Annotated in this window: 5 protein-coding genes; 4 read left to right on the forward strand and 1 reads right to left on the reverse strand. The window is 61.6% G+C overall.

What is annotated here, in order from left to right:
• Positions 1 to 2: 2 nt before the first annotated feature.
• The gene (locus CS1BSM3_RS18330) at positions 3 to 1,121 is read right to left on the reverse strand and encodes a capsular polysaccharide export protein, LipB/KpsS family (protein ID WP_072389318.1); all 1,119 of its coding nucleotides are present in this window, start codon (positions 1,119 to 1,121) and stop codon (positions 3 to 5) included.
• Positions 1,122 to 1,477: 356 nt separating this feature from the next.
• On the opposite strand from CS1BSM3_RS18330, the gene CS1BSM3_RS18335 reads away from it, so the two are divergent.
• The 4 genes from CS1BSM3_RS18335 to CS1BSM3_RS18350 all read left to right on the forward strand — a co-directional run bounded on the left by CS1BSM3_RS18335 (position 1,478) and on the right by CS1BSM3_RS18350 (position 17,500).
• Entirely contained in the window at positions 1,478 to 2,857 is a 1,380-nt protein-coding gene (locus tag CS1BSM3_RS18335) for a Hint domain-containing protein (RefSeq protein ID WP_072389320.1), read from the forward strand.
• Positions 2,858 to 2,953: 96 nt separating this feature from the next.
• A complete protein-coding gene (locus CS1BSM3_RS18340) occupies positions 2,954 to 4,387 on the forward strand; it encodes a Hint domain-containing protein (RefSeq protein WP_083528709.1) in 1,434 nt (477 codons plus the stop codon).
• Positions 4,388 to 4,618: 231 nt separating this feature from the next.
• A complete protein-coding gene (locus CS1BSM3_RS18345) occupies positions 4,619 to 16,477 on the forward strand; it encodes a filamentous haemagglutinin family protein (protein WP_072389324.1) in 11,859 nt (3,952 codons plus the stop codon).
• 435 nt (positions 16,478 to 16,912) lie between these two features.
• Positions 16,913 to 17,500: a DUF2285 domain-containing protein gene (locus CS1BSM3_RS18350; RefSeq protein WP_072389326.1), complete on the forward strand. Its 588-nt coding sequence runs from the start codon at positions 16,913 to 16,915 to the stop codon at positions 17,498 to 17,500.
• The last annotated feature ends 9 nt before the right edge of the window (positions 17,501 to 17,509 follow it).

Here is a 17,509-nt window from a genome sequence, read left to right on the forward strand (position 1 = left end):
GGTCACGCAGCCTTTCCAGCGGGCCAAGTCTTGAGAGCCCAGCCCTGAAGCCGGCGCAGCATCGGCAATGCCCGGCCGCCTGTCGCGGTACCTTCAACAAGCCGGTCGACGGCAGTTTCAGCGCTGCAGAGGCGGCCGGTTTCAGGATCAAGATAGCGTGGGTAGAGAATGAGGGCCGCCGCAGCCAACTCAACCACATTTAAGTGTCGCTGGCGGCGAGGCACCGGCGCGAGGTCCTGTGTCAGTCCCCAACCCGAATAGAATGGTTGACCATGGACGATAACCTCACGTCCGCGCAGAAGGGCCTCGAAGCCGATCAGCGAGGTGAGAACATGGACAGCATCCACATGGCGAAGAAGAGCCGGCACCGAGAGGTCACGAACGACATGGTTCGCATATCGACAAAGTGCCGCGTCCGAATGATAGCCGCGTCGTAAACCCGTCTCCACGTCAGGGTGCGGCTTATAGAGAATGCAGGCGCCCGGCTCCAGCGCACGCGCCCGCCGCAGCAAGTCCATATTGCTCGTGACGCCAGCGCCGCCCAACCGAACAGAGAGATCATCCTCGACCTGTCCGGCTACAAGGACCGTTCGTTCTCCACGTGGCAGCGGCGCATGAATCCCTGTCGTCAGATTGTATTTTGTGACGTCCAACCGAACGATCTGCGCGATGAGCCGCCGCGCGCGCGCCAGCAATGCCTCGTCAAAGGTCCGTTTGCTCAGCGTCTGCTCGAGATCGCTTGGGCGGCTAGGATCGAAATGGATGCCGGAACGATCGACAATGATCGATATCGGTGTACGGCATTCCACACCGAGACCGTTCGAGCGCAGGAAGCCATCCTCGATCCGGGCAACAGGAATACCACGCGCGCGGGAAACCTCGTCGAAATCAGAAGGCGCGCGGGAAGGCCACACGGCGACCGCACCGCGGGATGCCTCGGCGATGGCAATCGCCTCCTGTGTGCCTTGACAGAATGCGGGTGACGTCCCGCTGTCAGCGCACAGGAATGCTGCGATGGCTGCCCGGTTCCACGCCGGCACACCGAGACACGCCGCGATGGGCGTGTCTATGACAGCGCTCGGATCGCCGGTAGCACCGGCGTCGCTTTCCCGTTTCCCCATATACCCGACTTGCCCTCGCGCCGCGCCGCAGTCGCGGTTCAACGCATCCCCCGAACGCCGACAAATGGCATGGCCGCAACGCACGCCGCGTAGGGCCGCCGATGGGGAACATGCCAAAGGAGAGGCGCTCTGAGCCCTGTGGAAATCCACAGGACGTCACGAAATCATTGGCTTCAGGGTGGTGACAGAGGCTCGGGGCGTGGCGCGCGCGCATCACTGGTTGGTTCGTCGGTGAGAGGTGTCCACTTTCTAGCGCGACTGAGAAAACCCACAGGTGCCGGCGCTGTTGCCATTAGCTAGCAGTCGAGGCGAGAGCTGGACCGTGGGATCTGGCACCGCCGCAATAGGAGCGATACATGGCCGAGGGCATTGCGGATTTCAGTAGACTGCAGGGGATGACATTCAACAATTTCGATGAAACGAATGCGTCTCCAAAGTTCTGGGCAATTGGTCCTGGTTTCTTCAGCGCCTTCGTGAACGATCAGGGAAACGACAGCTACATCGTCAATACTGTTTCTGCAGGTCCAGGTTACGTTCTCACGGTGACCGCGGTCAATGGTAGCAATATTACTCTAGGGGGGCGGGGCACATTCGAGGCGGTTGCCCACAGCGCAGAAGGCTTGTTGCTTAAGGGCTCGGGAACCAACTATTTTTTTCTCAGCATACCCGAGTACCAGATAGGGACGCAGATTGCTCTCTCAAGGGGCAACGAAAGCGCGCCATTCGGTCTGGAGCCGCCATCGACCACGGAACCTTGTTTTGCCGAGGGTGTGCTGATCCGCACGACGCGCGGCGATATCGCGGTCGAGGATCTGAAGAAAGGTGACATTGTCATCACGGTGTCGGGCGCCGAGCGTCCCATCAAGTGGATCGGCCAGACGGTTGCGCATCCGGGGCGCCATCCGCGCCCACATGAGGTCAATCCGATCCGCATCAAGGCCGGCGCTTTCGCGTCGGGACTGCCGGTGCGCGACCTGCGCGTCTCGCCGGGCCATGCCATCTTCGTCGACGGCGTGCTGGTTCCGGCCGGCTGCCTTGTCAATGGCGCCACGATCATGCAGCAGAGCGTCGAGACGATCCGCTACTTCCACGTCGAGCTCGACAGCCACGACGTCCTGCTCGCCGAGAGCCTAGCGTGCGAGAGCTATCTCGACGACGGTAACCGCGCATCGTTCTCAAACTCGGGCGAGCACGTGGCGCTGCATGGCCGGCTCGATCCCAAGAGCTGGGACGAGGCCTGCGCGCCGATAGTGGCTGCCGGCCCACAACTCGAAGAGGTGCAGCATCGCCTGCAGGCGCGCGCTGAGGAAATGGGTTGGGTCAGGGCGGGTGTAGCGGATCTCGCCGTCGTCGCCGACGGTGTCCGCGTGTCCCCGGTGCATGTGGTCGGCAACCGCTACTGGTTCGCAGTACCCGCCGCCAAAGAGGTCGGGCTGCAATCGAGCAGCAGCGTGCTGGCGCAGGTCATGCCTGGGTTAACCGATCGCCGCACCCTTGGTGTCGCGGTCAGCACGGTACGCATCGATGGCGAGACCCTCGATCTCGATAGTGATGCCTTTGGCGACGGCTTCTATCCGACGGAGCATCACGGCGACGACGCGTGGCGCTGGACCGGCGGCGCCGCGATGCTGACGCGCACGCTGGATGGTCCGGCCATGCTCGAGATCGCTGTGCGCATGGTGGCCCCAAGCTGGCGTCGTCCCGTCCGCGAGCTCAGACTCGTGGCCAACGGCTGACGTCACAGCCTGGCACGGGGGGCGCACTGAGCACTGAAATTCGAACTCGACAAACCCAATCTGCGGGCACAGCGCCTGCCTCAATAGGAGCACGACATGACCAGCGGTATCCCATCATTTGAAGACATGTTGGAGATCGAATTTCGGGGAGCCAATTCCTCGCCTGAGCATCGCTACTTTACCATTAACCCCGACCAAAGCACCAATCCATTGGTGAACAATATTCAAAATACGGGAGATGGTACCTACTCGCTAACCTTACACACTGTTGAAAACAGTGGCGGATGGCGAGTGATTGACGAAGATGGCTCCCGCCTTACGCTGCTTAACCTGCCCGGAGAAACCGTGGAGTTACAAGTTGAGGCCGTCGCTCATAACAAAGACGGCTTGCTGATCCAGATCATTTCCGGGTGGCCCAATGGCACCAGGAATGGATGGTATATGTTCCTTGGTGAATCCGGTTATACGCATACACCCGGCGTCCCCATGACGCTCTCCGCTAATAACCCGAACACCCCTTTCGATCTGCCGGCTCCCCCTCCCGAACCTTGTTTTGCCGAGGGCGTGCTGATCCGCACGACGCGCGGCGATATCGCGGTCGAGGATCTGAAGAAAGGTGACATTGTCATCACGGTGTCGGGCGCCGAGCGTCCCATCAAGTGGATCGGCCAGACGGTTGCGCATCCGGGGCGCCATCCGCGCCCACATGAGGTCAATCCGATCCGCATCAAGGCCGGCGCTTTCGCGTCGGGACTGCCGGTGCGCGACCTGCGCGTCTCGCCGGGCCATGCCATCTTCGTCGACGGCGTGCTGGTTCCGGCCGGCTGCCTTGTCAATGGCGCCACGATCATGCAGCAGAGCGTCGAGACGATCCGCTACTTCCACGTCGAGCTCGACAGCCACGACGTCCTGCTCGCCGAGAGCCTAGCGTGCGAGAGCTATCTCGACGACGGTAACCGCGCATCGTTCTCAAACTCGGGCGAGCACGTGGCGCTGCATGGCCGGCTCGATCCCAAGAGCTGGGACGAGGCCTGTGCGCCGATAGTGGCTGCCGGCCCACAACTCGAAGAGGTGCAGCATCGCCTGCAGGCGCGCGCTGAGGAAATGGGTTGGGTCAGGGCGGGTGTAGCGGATCTCGCCGTCGTCGCCGACGGTGTCCGCGTGTCCCCGGTGCATGTGGTCGGCAACCGCTACTGGTTCGCAGTACCCGCCGCCAAAGAGGTCGGGCTGCAATCGAGCAGCAGCGTGCTGGCGCAGGTCATGCCTGGGTTAACCGATCGCCGCACCCTTGGTGTCGCGGTCAGCACGGTACGCATCGATGGCGAGACCCTCGATCTCGATAGTGATGCCTTTGGCGACGGCTTCTATCCGACGGAGCATCACGGCGACGACGCGTGGCGCTGGACCGGCGGCGCCGCGATGCTGACGCGCACGCTGGATGGTCCGGCCATGCTCGAGATCGCTGTGCGCATGGTGGCCCCAAGCTGGCGTCGTCCCGTCCGCGAGCTCAGACTCGTGGCCAACGGCTGACGTCACAGCCTGGCACGGGCGCCCGAAATTTGCGGGCGCCCCGAATTGAGGGAGACTCGTCTGGCCCGAATGTGGAGCAGACGCGGCAGTTCGATCTCCCTTAAAAAAAAGCTAACCAACATCATTGCGCATTCCGCGGCGTGGAGTCGTCTAAGGATTGTCGAAGCAGTTCGACGATCACGGCAGAGCCATACAGGTTGCCCAGAGATCCCTTTGTCGAGAAGGTCTGCAATGACTGACAAGCCTGCCGTCATCCACTCCGCAGCCTACCGCACCAATGCTTATCGGACCGCGCTACTCGCGACGGCAAGTATGATTGCATTGTTTGCGACGATATCACAGATAGAAGCTCGGCCGTTCGGTAACTCGGCGACACCGTCGCCGTCGGCCGCCGCGATTGCCGCGGCTCAGTCGGCGCAGCTCGAAGCACAACGCGCGGCTCGGCAGGCTGAGAACGCCCTGAGGCGCGCGACGCTCGCGATCCAGGCACAGCAGGCGACGCAGCAGGCGGCGCGCGATGCGGCGCGGGCGCAGCTCAGCACCATTGCCAACGGGCTGCGGCCTGGGGGACTTCAGGTGGCACCAGATGCCGTCCCCGGCTCCAACCTGTGGCAAGGTGCCAAGCTGCCGACCGAGTTCACTGATGGCGAGCGGACCAAGGTCACTATTGAGCAGCTGCAGCAGAAGTCTATCCTGACCTGGCAGACGTTCAATGTCGGCAAGGAAACAGACCTCACCTTCGATCAGAAGGGCAATCGCGATTGGATCGCGCTCAACCGCGTCCTCGATCCGAGCCTGGCGCCGAGCCGCATCCTCGGCTCCATCACCGCCGATGGATCGGTCTATGTCATCAACCGCAATGGCATCATCTTCGGAGGCACCTCGCAGATCAATGTCGGTTCCCTGCTTGCCTCGAGCCTCGACATCAAAGGTCCGAATACCAACTTGGTCGCCGATCGCGATCAGACTTTTCTGAATGGCCTGTTCGCTTCCGGCACGGCTATTTTCCAGAACCGCAAGCTACCTGATGCCACAGGTGCGCTCATTATTCCCGACGCGATCGAAGGTAATGTCGTCGTCGAGGCCGGCGCCGTGCTGCGTGCAGCGTCAGCCAGCGGTCTCGATGATGGCGGCCGCATCATGCTGTTTGGCCCTAACGTCACGAACGCCGGGTCGATCCTGACCGCGGACGGCCAGGCCGTGCTCGCGGCCGGCCGCACGGTGACAGCGACGATCGGCGCCGACAAGCAGCTCCAGTTCACGCCCGGACCGGCGGTGCCGACCAACGATCCCTACTACTTCAATCCGAACTATGCTGGTGAGCCGGCCTATACGGCGCTGAACACGGGCCTCATCAGCGCCGATCGCGGCGGGATCGTCATGCGCGGCACGCTGGTCGAGCAGGCCGGCCTCTTGACATCGACCACTAGCATCAACCGGCCGGGCACGATCGCGCTCACCGCCGATGGGCGCCTGACACTGCGCAGTGGCAGTAGCATCCTATTGGATGCCGATGCTATGCTCGATGCCGAAGGTAAAGAGGTGACGGCGCCCGCTTTCAACGGCGGCCTCACCGTGGCGCTGAAAGGATCGTCGGTTGACATTCAATCAGACACGTTCCTCCGTGCACCCTCGGGCAAGATCACTATCGATGCGACCAATGCCGCGTCAGATTTTGACGCACATCGTAACATCCCCGACGACAATGGCCGGGTGTTCCTAGCGTCGGGCTCGGTAATCGACGTCTCGGGCTTGACCGATATCGAGGTGCCGATCGAGCGGGCCATCATCAAGATCCAGCCGCGCGGACAGGAGTTCGCGGATTCTCCGCTGCAACGCGACTCGGCGCTGCGCGGGCAGGACATCTGGGTCGATACCCGCATCTCCGGCGTGCGCGAGGACGGCGTCGAGTGGATCGGCTCACCGCTGCTCGATGCGAAGGGCTACGTCGGCCTGATCCAGAAATCGACACGCGAGTATCTCGTCGCAGGCGGCAGCGTCGCCGTCAATGGTCAAAGGGATATCGTCGTGCCTCAGGGGGCGGCGGTGAATCTCTCGGGCGGCTTTATCAACTACACCGGCGGCACGGTGCCAACGACACATTTGCTTGGCGCTGACGGCCGTGTCTACAACATCGCCGATGCCGATCCGATGATGAAGTACGTCGCGATCTACGACGGCTTCACACGCCACAGCGCACGGTGGGGTGTCACCGAGACATGGGCATCACGGTTCAAACGCTCCTATAGTTACGAAGCCGGCTACTACGAGGGCGCGGCAGCCGGATCACTGAGGCTCGCCGGCACTGGCCTGTATGGTGTCGTCTATTTCGATGGCAATCTGATCGCCGACATTGTCAATGGCGAGCGGCAGATTGCCAGAAGTCAGCCGCCCAAGAGCGGCGAGCTTGCGATTTCGACTCTCAGTAACATTGTCATCTCCGGCGAGGGCCAGGCACTTCCGGGTGGTCTCGGTATCGACAGCCCGCTTGCTACGCCAGACATCGGTAAACCCGGACTTGGACTGTGGAGCTGGCTGTCTGCTGATGCTCTTTCGGACATCGGCCTCGGCAGCATCAAGCTGACAACTCCCGGTGGACTTATCGTTACGGATGACGTCGAACTCAATGTCGTTCCTGGAGGCCATATCGGTCTCTCGGGTGGCCTCGTTCGTGTCGACGGCAAACTCAAGGCGCCGTCAGGCTCTATTGAGCTGCGTACTCCGCAACATGTCGACGCTAACATTTACCTTCCGCCAGAGCTGGAGACGCTCACGCCTAATCTGCCTGATGGCATTCTGGCGGCCAATACACCTGCCCCTGGGAATCTCATACTGGATGATCCGCTTGTCGTGCCTGCCGGGACGCCATTGCCGTTCGGCACGACCTATCAGACAACACAGGTCCGGCCGGGCGAACCGATCCCCGTCCTCATCCGATTGACAACCTCGTCGACCAACACCGCTCTTCAGCCCGTGCTGGCAGCAGACTGGACGGTGCCAGCCGGTGGCACCAACTTGATGAGATACTTCCCCCCAGGATCAACAACCCCAGTCACGAATGTCCAGCCCGGCACAGTAATCCCAGCAGGATCCCGTCTTTATTGGGGCAACTTGCCTGCTGGATACATTCTCCCCACAGACTCCTTCCCAACTGGCATCACACTCCAAACTCCCATTAGCATCTACGCTGCCGCGGGCCAGACAGCGCCGATCGATGTAACCTTTCCCGCTTCGACATATATTCCCAAGGGTTTTGTTCTACCGACCGCGGTGGCGGCCACGCCCATCGTGGCGCGGCTCGGTACCATCCAGGTGAGCGAGGGCGCATCGCTCAACACTCGTGGCCTTTGGGTTGATGATCGTGTCCATGTTTCGGCCTATGGCGCAAAATTCATCGATGGTGGCGCTATCACGCTAGCGACCAACGCATCATCGGCCGGCCTCGGAGTTTTGATCGCGGATAATACTGGCGACATCATCCTTGACGCGGGCAGCGTCCTTGATGCGTCGAGCGGAGGGCATATTCTCGCCAACGGCACTTGGTCTGCCCAGAATGGAGTGCCGCGTGGCAAGGGTGGCGACATCTCCATCCTCACCTACGCCGGCCCAATGTATTCGCTCAACTCGCCGCCCTCGCCGCCACCCCGCGCCAGCCACGCAACCGTTCGCCTTGATGGGACAATCTCGTCCTATGGGTTTTCGAGCGGCGGAGCGCTCAACCTGCGCGTTGGAGAGCTTGTCATTGGTCCAGGCGAGGAGACTGCTGGCCGTCTGGTGCTCAGTCGCGAGTTTTTTAGAGACAACAGCTTTGGCAGCTATGCCCTCACATCGATCAATGATACGACGATTGTCGATGGGGCTGTCGAGGCACCGGCTATCATCGCACCGCGCCAACTCAACTACGTGCCAACCTCTGCATGGGTCTCGCCCGACGTAGATCCTCTTGCGTCTGGGGCCGTCACAGTCGGGCTGCTGTCCGACTACCGCCGTCAGGCCGTCGACATCGCCATCAATGGAAACGTCTATTACAACCGTCCACCGAGCGTTAACACCATCGGCGGCGTGCAAGTGGCGGACTTTGGCGTTGCCGATCAGCTTGTGCTCGGTGCGCATACCAGAATTCTGGCGGATGCAGGCGCAAGGGTCCGGCTTTCGACAGCGGGCCATCTGATCGTCGCCGGAGAGATCCGCGCGCACGGGGGGGCGATCGAACTCGTTGGACCGAATACTCCCAAATACATCGGATTCAACCCTCAGCCGTTCTACAATGAACGCTCAGCCATCTGGCTAGCGTCGACGGCTGTTCTCGATGCCAGTGGATCAATCGTCGTTGACGATTTGCCGCCTATCAATGGCGTCTTCGATCGCCCGCGGCTGGGCCGTGTGCTCGATGGCGGAACAGTTACGATCTCAAGCGCAAAAGGTTACGTCGTCGGTATGGAGGGCGCGCGTATCGACGTGTCCGGCATTACGGGCGAACTCGATGTTATGCGCTCGAGCAGCGATCTACTGAGCGGGATCAAGCCATTTTCACGAGCCGGTTTTGCGCCGGTCAATTCATACACACGTCAAGACGTTTGGAGCGACGGGGGAACGATCAGCTTTTCAGCGGCCGAGGGCTTCTACTTCGACGGCACGCTGGAAGCGGCTGGCGGTGGTGCCCAGGGACGGGGCGGAATGCTTGTCTACAATCCGATCCAATCTCCACGCGTGGGCCAGATCAGCCTCGCGACGTTGACGAGTGGTGCCGTTTCGACTCTGCCGGACACCGTCGCTGTCGGGACAGACCTGCTCTTTGCGACATACGCGCAAAAATTCATGATCAGGGCCGATCTGATTCAACAGTCTGGCGCAGACACGCTTGTATTCAACGGTGCTGTCGCTGCTGGAACCCGTGGCGCACTAAATGTTGAGGACGGAGTATCATTGACTCTACCGGGGATGATCGATCTCGGGTTTGGCGCCCTCAACCTTGTCCCGGCGCCCGTAGCACCGGGGCAGCTACCATCGACGAATGAGCCGGTGACAGAGCTTTCCGCGCAATATGTGCGCTTGTCCGGGCTTGACCGTCGTCTCCTTCCCAGCGACATGCCAGCCGCCAATAATGTTCGAGGGACGCTTTCGATCGCCGCAGATACGATCGACGTCGACGGGAACCTTATTATCAACAATCTGAAGACACTCGAGCTGCGTGCCTCGGGTGATATTCGCTTGTTTGGAAATGCTGTTCAAACCTCATATGAGCCTGATCCCGGTTTGTTCATCAACTACACTGAATACCAGGGTGCATTGCTCACAGCAGGTGATGTGACGTTCAGCGCCGCACAGGTGTATCCTGGCACCGGCCAAAAGTTTGTAATTCGGTCGGTAGGTGCCGATAGTGCGATCCGCTTTGTGCAGAACGGCAACCGTCCCATGGTTCCCCTGTCGGCGGGGGGCAGTCTCGAAATCGTCGCGCCATACATTGTGCAAGGTGGAACGCTGCGCGCGCCCCAGGGTTCGATCATCTTGGGCGTTGAGGGTCTGACCCGATCGGTCGAACTCCTTCCGGGAAGCCTGACGTCCGTGTCGCTGGAAGGGGCCATCATTCCCTATGGCATGACCCAGGATCAGCTCAATTGGGTATTCGGCGGCCTGGAACTTTCTGCGCCGCCGGACAAATTGATTACGCTCAAGGGCGCCTCCGTGGCCATGGCCGATGGCGCGATACTGGACCTGAGTGCTGGCGGCGATCTGGTCGCACCGGAGTTCATTCCCGGCACTGGCGGCAGCCGCGACGTGCTGCAGCGGACCATTGCAACCTACGATGCTAACGGCAACGCTATCCATACACCGCAGTACACCGACAATCGGCAGATCTACGCGATTATGCCAGGCTACACTGGCACCCGGGCGCCTATCGACAAGACCGCGGGCGGCGTAACGAATTATGGCGACGTCTATCTAACTGGCGTGCCCGGCTTGCCGGATGGTTACTACACGCTGCTGCCGGCGCAGTACGCGGTGTTGCCAGGCGCCTACCGCGTGGTGGTGCGTCCCGACGGTGATCCGCGCGCAGGCGGCGTGTTGCCAGATGGCACAGTCGTTGCTGGCGGCTTCTTTGCGTCGAGTGATCACAGCCGGCGAGATTCTGGCGTGACCACATTTGAAGTGCAGTCGCGTGACGTGTGGCAGCAGTACTCCGAGTACAAGCTGACCAATGCTAACGAATTCTTCAGTAATACCGAGGTGCTACATACGGACTTCGCGCCTTACCGACCGCAGGATGCCGGACGTCTGGCCATCAGTGCCGCCAGTCACCTTGTTCTGCAGGCTCAGACGCTTTTTGGTACGGTGCAGCACGGGCGTGGCGGCCGCGTCGACATCGGCGGCAGCGCGTTGCAGATTCTCGCCCAGGGACAGACTGCGCAGAGCGGCTATCTCGGCCTCTTCGCTTCGAGTCTCACCGACCTCAAAGCCGAGAGCATCCTGCTCGGCGGCACACGCATGGCCAGCGGTACAGGTCAGCTCATCACTGCTGTCGCCAATTCGATTCTTGTCTCCAATGACGAAGCAAGCGCGCTCGTTGCACCAGAACTCCTGTTCGCGATCAAGACCGATCCCTCGGGCATCGATCCCAACGCGGCGAACGGCCTCCGGTTCGAGGCCGGCAGCGTCGTCATTGGTGAGGGCGCTCCGCAGCAGCTGACGCGGTTGATTACGTCCGGTGACGGTGCGCTGGTTCGCGTCTCCGGCGGCGCCTTGACCGCGATCAGCAACAGCAACGCACCTTCCTCATCGAGCGCCCGCGTCGTGATCGCCGATGGCGCGCAACTCATCGGCAAAGGCTCGATTGCGCTGCAGAGCTTGGGAAACGTGAACCTCCAACCGGGGGCCATCCTCACCACTGACAATCTCGACGTGCTGACGCAGAGCATCGCCCTGATTGGCACCGGCGCAACTGTCGTGCCATCGAGCGGCTTCGTGCTCGATGCGCAAAGCCTGGCCGTGCTTGGTGGCATAGAGAACATCACGTTGACCAGCACCACCAGCATCGACGCCTACGGCGATGTCGATATTCGTCTGGGGCGTGGCAGCGTGCATCAGACTTCGCTGACCCTCAACGCCGGCAGCATTGTCGGTCACGGCGGTGAGCTCAAGCTCGAAGCAGGCCGGGTTGCCTTCTCCAACACGCTCGGCGGGGCGTCCGATCACTCGCCCGCAAGCGGCGGCACCTTCACCGTCACGGCCGACGAGATCGTGTTCGGCGCCGGCGACAGCCGCATCAGCGGCTACGCAAGCTTCGATGCTACCGCAAGCCTGCGTGTCCTCGCCGAGGGCAGGGGAAGTATGGACTTCGGCGCCATGCCGGTGACGATGCGCACACCGCTCGTCACGACGGCAGCCGGTGCCGACCACGCGTGGACGTCGACGGGGATGATCGCGCTGCTTGGCGGCACCGGAGGTGCACCGGTCACCCACGGTCTGGGCGGCTTGTTGTCAGTGACGGGACGTGCCATCACGATCGACACCTCCATCGTGATGCCGAGCGGCGGCATGACCTTCGCTGCCAAGACGGGCGATCTCAACCTTGGTGAGAACGCGCGTCTGATCGCGATCGGCCATAGCAAGCAGATCTTTGACAAGCGCGTCGACACCGGTGCCGGCGCGATCGCGCTTCTCGCTGCAAGCGGCAATATCGTCAGCGCATCGGGCGCCGTGCTTGATGTCTCCGCGGCACCGCTCGGCGGTGATGCCGGCGCCATCACCCTACAGGCCAAGGGGAGTGTTGGTCTTCCCGGGACGCTGCGAGGCACAGCCGCCGCAGGCTTCGAAGGCGGACGCTTCACGCTGCAAACCGGCGGCGTGGTCGCGCTCGATCCGTTGGTCGCGACGCTGATGAGCAACGGCTTCCGCAATACCGTCGATATCCGCAGCGGACAGGGCGATCTCACACTTACCGGAAGCCTCTCCGCCTCGACAGTGTCTCTCACCGCCGATGGCGGCCTAGTCTCCGTCAGAGGTCTCATCGATGCCTCCGGCACGAAGGGCGGACGCATCGACCTCTACGGCCGTGACGGCGTCTCGCTCACATCGAGCGGTCGCCTCCGCGCCACCGGCTCCGATCCGGAGAAACGCGGCGGTGATATTTTCATCGGCACGGACGGGACCGGCGTCATCACGCTGACGGACGGATCCACGATCGATGTCTCAGGCGGAACGCTTGCGGGGCTCTCGGGCGGCACGCTTCACTTGCGCGCGCCGATCGTCAATAGCAATGTCAACGTCACCGCCGACTCCATGATCCGCGGGGCGCGCAGTGTGGTGCTCGAAGCCTTCCGGGTGTTCGACACCACCAACAGTGCGTTCGACGGCATCATCGATCCGCTCGGACGCTATGATGCGGCCGGCAACGCACTGGCGAGCGGCGTTAATCAGACCCATATCGACTTCTTCAATGCCGAGCTCGTCTCCTTCGTGCAGAACCCGGGCGTCGACTTCGGCCGCTTCGCGCAGATCGCCAACTTCCGCGGTCGCGCCGGCATCGAGCTCCGGAACAGCGACATCTCGCGCAATGGCGGCGACATCCTCGTCGTCAGCGACTGGGATCTCGGGGCGGGGACGATCAATCCGCTGACGGGGCAGCCGAACCTGACGTGGCGCACCGGCGTTGAGCCTGGTATTCTCACCCTGCGCGCCGCCGGCAGCATCGACGTCAGCGCTAACCTCACCGACGGCTTCTTCAATACGTCCTCAACGCTAGTGCCCCACGCCGCCGACCTGATGCCGGCGTCCTGGGGCGATAGCTGGTCGTACCGCATCGTCGCGGGCGCCGACTTTGCCAGTGTCAATCCTCGCGCCATGCGTCCCCTGGCGGACTTCGAACCCGGGTCGGGGCTGCCGAGCCAGGGGCGTGGCGACGTCTCCATCTCCGGCCACCGGACTTATGTCCGCGGATCGACCAGCTACCAGCTGCCCAACATGATCCGCACCGGCACCGGCTTCATCGAGATGGCCGCCGGCCGCGACGTCACCCTGCGCGATGACGTCGCGCCCGGCGTCATCTACACCGCCGGCCGTCCGTCAGCGGATCTGCCCGAGGCCAACCTCGTCAATGTCAACGGCAGCCTGCTGCCGACCAATCCGTCCGGCTTCGTCAAACCCACCATCCCAAGCAACTGGTCGTGCACGCTCCCCGAAGGCTGCGGCGTCAGCTACATCGTCAATGCACCGGTCTGGCCGGAAGCCGCCGGCGACATCTCGATCCGCGCACAGCGCGACGTCATCGGACTCCAGAACGTCGTCGATACCGGGGGCATGCAGTCGGGTGTTGCCAATGCCTTTATCGGTCAGATATGGACGCCTTGGCTGCTTCGCACAGGTCTTGCTCAATCTCAGCAAGATCTTGGCATCTTTAATCCGAACGAGCCGCTCCATTTCAACAGCGGTGCAAGGCTGTGGGATCTCGGCAGAGCGCGGCAGACGGCGAGCTGGATCAATTTCGGCAGCTTCAATCAGGGGGTGATGAGCATCGGCGGTGACGTCGAGATTATCGCCGGCCGCGACGTCAACCAGTTCAGCGCCTCGCTGCCGACCACTGTCCGCGTCAGTGGCGGCTTGTCGCCGCTTGATCCAGCGACGGTGGCCCATATCACTGGCGGCGGCGACCTGCTTGTGCGCGCCGGTCGTGATGTTCTCAGCGGCGCCTACTATGTCGGTAAAGGTGAGGGCCAGCTTCAGGCTGGCGGATCAATCCGCGCTGGCTTCAGTCTAGGGAGCAGGTATCAAGGGCTACTGCCGACACCCATGCAGGTCTCAACCGTGCTCGGCGTTGCGGATTCGGCTTTCACGCTTTCTGCCGGTGGAGGTATCGATCTCGGCGGCGTGTTCAGCCCGACATATGTGCCGACGACATTGTTTTGGGGAAGCGACGAGACGACATACAAATCGGACTTCTATGAGTACACGCGCAACAGCGGCGTAACACTTGTAGCAGCCGGCGGCGACATCGATCTGCGCAGCTATGCCGGCTTTGGGAATCCCATGCTGTTCCTGTCCAGTGGACGCACCGCGCCCCCGGGAGGAACTGTTCGCTATGCTCAATCATCGTTCACTGATCTGGGTGCTGTCTGGCCCGCCGACCTCGTCGCGCATGCGACATCGGGGGCAATAAACGTCATGAGGACGACGCCGTATGCCGCTGCCAGTCCCGGTATAGAGCTCTTTCCTTCGCCGACCGGCCAACTGGAGTTGATTGCAGAACGCAACGTCAACCTGTGGGCAGAGAGCACCCTCGGTTCAGCACTCAGGATGCTAGATAGAAACCCCTATACACTGCCTTCGCCGCGTGTGCCGATGATCACCGGAGGGATTCCGATCTCCATCATGCGGTTTAACAACTCAGTGGTCTCCTACACGGGTGCGCTCGACGCAAATCTCTTACCTGATTACGATTTCCACGTTACGCATCGGGACGACAGTGAGCCCGTGCGAATATACAGTCACACCGGAGATGTCTTCGACAACCTAGGACAGGTTACGCTGACGTTCGCCAAATCAACACGCATCAGAGCCGGGCGCAATGTCGTCGATGTCCCGCTCACGGCCCAAAACATACGTGCTGACGACATTACCAGTGTCATTGCTGGCGGTGATATCTATGCCAGCCTCGCGGGCAGACTGCTTTACAGTCAGAGAACCACAAATCCTCGGTATTTGGGCGGGACGGCGACAATCAATGTTGGTGGTCCCGGCACAATCTACGTCGAGGCTGGACGCAGCATCGGCCCCCTGATGGCGTCAACCTCCGATCGGATCGGCGGGATTGTCGCGACAGGACCAGGAAATAACCGCTTCCTGCCAAGTGACGGTGCCGACATCTTCGTGGTCCTAGGCGTGGCCAACGGCAAAGATCCAGAGGCGATGGTCACCCGCTATCTGGATCCAGAGAACGCCGCCGAAACCCCTTACACATACCTTGCTGAGCTCGGTATCTACCTCAATGATCTGCGCAGGAAACGCGGCGAAGCGGAAACCGCCTTCTCGCCGACCGAGGCCGTCAACGCATTGCGTGCGCTCTCTGAAAACGAACAGACAGCCTTCCTTTACGATATCCTCTTCAGCGAGCTGCGGGCGTCCGCTGATCCCATCAAGAACCCCGACAACTATGGGAAGTACGACCGGAGCTATGCCGCCATACACACACTATTTCCGCCAGAGTTCGGCTACCCCAATACGTCAGGAGAGGCGACAACGGCCAATAGTGGATCGCTCGATCTGCGCGGAGGATCGATCCAGACCCAGTTCGGCGGCGACATATCGATCCTGGCTCCCGTCGGCCGTATTGTCGTTGGCAGCCAGTCAGCTACCTTGCTTTCCAATGATCCATCCCGGACCGGCATTCTGACGCTCCGAGGCGGCCACATCCGCATCATGGCAGAAGGTGACGTGCTCGTGAATCAGAGCCGCATCTTCACTGAGCAAGGGGGCGACATCCTAATGTGGTCCTCGAACGGCGATCTCAATGCTGGCAAGGGAGCTAAAACCTCGGCCTCGTATCCACCCCTGCTCCGCGTCACGAGCCTGGATGGCTATACGAGCATCGATCCGGCCGGGCTTGTGACAGGTGCGGGTATCGGCGCACTACGGACAGTCGTTGGTCAGCCCGAATCGACTGTCTATCTCATCGCGCCGCACGGGACCGTTGATCTCGGCGACGCGGGCCTGCGCTCAACCGGCGCCGTCAACGTGGCAGCACTGCGCATTCTCAACGCCGCTAACATCCAAGCGATGGGGCCAGTGACGGGCATTCCGACATTTCAAATGCCCAGTAGCGGCGGCCTTATTGAGGCTGGCAATACTTCAGGAGCCGCTGTTCGCGACTCGGCTGCACCCAAGTCGGACGCTGCCGAGCAGCCCTCGGTCATCATCGTCGAAGTCATAGGGTTTGGCGGTGGCGACTGTGAACCTGAAAGTGAGGAAGAAGAGTGTCGGCGACGCCCGCAAGGGAAGCAAGGCTACAACCCCAACAGTGCTGTTCAATACGCAGGCGCCGGTCCAATGACCGATGCACAGAAGAAGCAGCTGCTGGCGATCGGAGGGACTCGTTAGACGGACGGACGCGTAAGAGCGGGCCAAAGGGATGGCTTTCCGTTTCGCCCACCGGCTCACGACCGTCCACCAGATCCACAGCGTCCGCACCCCGCATGTGCGGACGGCGGACGCAGGCGACACCAGCATCGAGCAGTGGAGAGGCAAAACACCCCTTAGCCGGCAGTAGTCGAAGAAGCACAAAATCTCGGAGGAAACTCATGTCCAGCGTTGTTCCTCACAAGGCCTTCACATCGCTCCCGCTCTCCCCACCCATGTCTCTCTGCAAAGCTGACTGGGCCTGGGAGGCGTTACGCCGCAACGAGCACTACCGGAACGCGGCGCGCTCACAAGGTCCAGCCATGACCCAGATCGGCGAGGTCGGCGCGGGAAAGCCGGTGTTCCAATTGAGTACGCCGAACCGCGCAGCGGAGGCGTGGTCGCTTTACTCCTTTCGTGGATGCCGACACATCTGCTGAGATCGCGCCGGTCTTCTGGCACGCTGATGCTCTGCTACAGGCCATTCGCGTTCGCGCGCATCCTCCAAGCAGTGGCGTCGGCGAAAGCATCGACGTAGATTTAAGCGAGTTGCCAGCGCTGCGCCGTGTGCTGGTCGATCCGAATGGCATCGAGCATATCGTTCTTCAGTCAGGATGGGCTTCGATCACTTTGCACAACGAAGGCGTAAGCCTTGTCACCGCACCAGCGTGCCTGACATTCCTTACTGAAGGTGTGGACCGGATCCTCACGGCGTCTCGGTTGCTACCCCTGACACGCCATCTTCTTAATCGCCCAACGACATTGCGCCGCGAGCAGACACAGCCGGCCGCCTCATGGATCGAAAGAAAGCATCATGCGCTCATGGCCCTCGATGCCCGGCGGAACGGGGCAACCCAGCGGGAAATCGCCACGCTGATGTTCGGCAAGGCGAAGACTGATGCAGCATGGGCGTCAAACCGTGCAGCCATCCGACAACTTGTCCGTCGCGCCATCGAGCATGCGCTCGAGCTGGCTGAGGGCGGCTATCGAGAGCTCCTGCGATAAACCGAGGTG

Source organism: Hyphomicrobium sp. CS1BSMeth3 (assembly GCF_900117415.1).
GTDB lineage: Bacteria > Pseudomonadota > Alphaproteobacteria > Rhizobiales > Hyphomicrobiaceae.

Coding starts and splice junctions, on each gene's coding strand:
- CS1BSM3_RS18345 (WP_072389324.1), top strand. CDS start 4,619: ATGACTGACAAGCCTGCCGTCATCCACTCCGCAGCCTACCGCACCAAT.
- CS1BSM3_RS18335 (WP_072389320.1), top strand. CDS start 1,478: ATGGCCGAGGGCATTGCGGATTTCAGTAGACTGCAGGGGATGACATTC.
- CS1BSM3_RS18340 (WP_083528709.1), top strand. CDS start 2,954: ATGACCAGCGGTATCCCATCATTTGAAGACATGTTGGAGATCGAATTT.
- CS1BSM3_RS18330 (WP_072389318.1), bottom strand. CDS start 1,121: ATGGGGAAACGGGAAAGCGACGCCGGTGCTACCGGCGATCCGAGCGCT.